Consider the following 1,543-nt stretch of genomic DNA (forward strand, 5'->3'; position numbering starts at 1 on the left):
CACCAAGTCGAACCGGTCCGGCGGCTGCCAGTCGGTGATGTCGGCCTCGACGGTGTGGATGGTCACGCCCTGCTGCGCGGCGCGTGCCTGCGCGTATTCCAGCGCCCTCGGCATGAAATCCAGTGCCGTGACCTGCCAGCCCATGGTCGCCAGGAACAGCGAATCGGTGCCGGCGCCGCAGCCCATGTCCAGCACCCGGCCCGGCGGGCGCCGGCGGCAGACCTCGGCCAGGAACAGCGTCGGCTCCTGGTGTGCCCAGGGCAGTTCCTGCCAGGTCTTCGCCCAGTCGTAGGTGGCGAAGAACGTCTTTTTCTCGTGGCTGCTCATGTCCCGGGCTGCAGCAGCGCCTGCGCCTCCGCCCCCAGCGCCGCGAGACGCTCTCCGAGCTGCTGCGCGGCCTGCGGCAGGTCCGCCATGACGAAACCGGCTGGCACCTGCCAGGGCTCGCCGATGACGATCGCCACCCGGCTGAACGGCAGCGGCAGCATGAATTCGTCCCAGCTGTTCCAGCGCTTGCAGGGACGGGCAGCGTAGGCAACCGGAATCACCGGCACCTTCGCCATCCTCGCCAGCAGCACGGCGCCGGGCTTGAACTCGTGGCGGGGACCCTTGGGGCCGTCGGCGGTCAGCACCAGCGAGCGGCGCTGGCCATGCACGACGTTGTACATGTCGCGCAGCGCCTCCCCCGAGGCGCGGGTCGAGGAACCCCGCAGCGGCTCCATGCCCCAGGCGCGGATCATCGCCGCGGGCACCTCGCCGCTGACCGAGGGGCTGGTGAGGATGGCGATCGGCATTCCGGCGCGTGCCTCGCGCCGCAGCAGCCAGGCACAGAACACGTGCATCTGGTGCCAATAGACGATGATCGCCGGCTGGCCCTCCCGGCGCAGCTTCTCCAGGTGCCCGGCGCCGCGAATGGCGGTGACGCGGCAGGTCGACCAGAGAAGGCCGAGGAACAGGCGGATCAGCGCCACCAGCAGGCCGTACCAGAGGCGCCGGCCGGCCGACATGCGTCGTTGCGACCGCACCGGGATGCCGGACGGGCGAAAGCGCCGGGCACGCTGGCTCGGGGCGTATTCTCGGGGTTCCTGCTCGGGCTCGCTCGGCATGCGGAGGGGAAGGTCCTGCGGCTGCGGAATTGTCGCACACCCCGCGCCGGGGCACGCCGGGTTTCCGCAGGCCGATTGGCTGACTAGAATGGCAACGTCTCACTTCTGGCTGGGCGCAACCGGACCTGGCCGCAGCAAAGCGACCCCGAGCGCATGACCGCCACCGCCACCGACCTTCGCCTGCCGCCCGGGCCGGCGGAGCGCCACACATTGAATGCCGACCCGGCGAGCCTGGCGGTCATGACCCGGCTTGCCGCCGAGTACGGCGACCTCTCCTGCGTGTGGTCGGCGGACCGCCCGCATCCGAGCCTGTTCCTCAACGATCCCGACCATATCCGCCAGGTGCTCGTCGGCAACTACGAAAACTACGTCAAGGGCGTGGGCTTCGAGCGGGTGCGGATGCTGATGGGCAACGGCATCATCACCAGCGACGGCGA

The 1,543-nt window shown here is 70.2% G+C and carries 3 protein-coding genes; 1 reads left to right on the top strand and 2 read right to left on the bottom strand.

Going from position 1 to position 1,543, the window contains the following annotated elements:
• Together Q0X16_RS13250 and Q0X16_RS13255 are read right to left on the bottom strand one after the other, a co-directional pair.
• The coding region (locus Q0X16_RS13250; RefSeq protein WP_297835340.1) for a class I SAM-dependent methyltransferase at positions 1 to 327 on the bottom strand (327 nt) is incomplete at its 3' end.
• Positions 324 to 1,007: a lysophospholipid acyltransferase family protein gene (locus tag Q0X16_RS13255; RefSeq protein WP_297835342.1), complete on the bottom strand. Its 684-nt coding sequence runs from the start codon at positions 1,005 to 1,007 to the stop codon at positions 324 to 326. The genes Q0X16_RS13250 and Q0X16_RS13255, both read right to left, overlap by 4 nt.
• A gap of 252 nt (positions 1,008 to 1,259) precedes the next feature.
• Between Q0X16_RS13255 and Q0X16_RS13260 the strand changes: the two genes are divergently transcribed.
• A partial coding sequence (locus Q0X16_RS13260) for a hypothetical protein (protein WP_297835345.1) occupies positions 1,260 to 1,543 on the top strand: 284 nt, incomplete at its 3' end.

The organism is Thermomonas sp., from assembly GCF_025993755.1.
Classification (GTDB): domain Bacteria; phylum Pseudomonadota; class Gammaproteobacteria; order Xanthomonadales; family Xanthomonadaceae; genus Thermomonas.

What these genes read in the sequence shown, in the direction of transcription:
- Q0X16_RS13255 (WP_297835342.1), bottom strand. Translation starts at nt 1,007, where the DNA reads ATGTCGGCCGGCCGGCGCCTCTGGTACGGCCTGCTGGTGGCGCTGATC.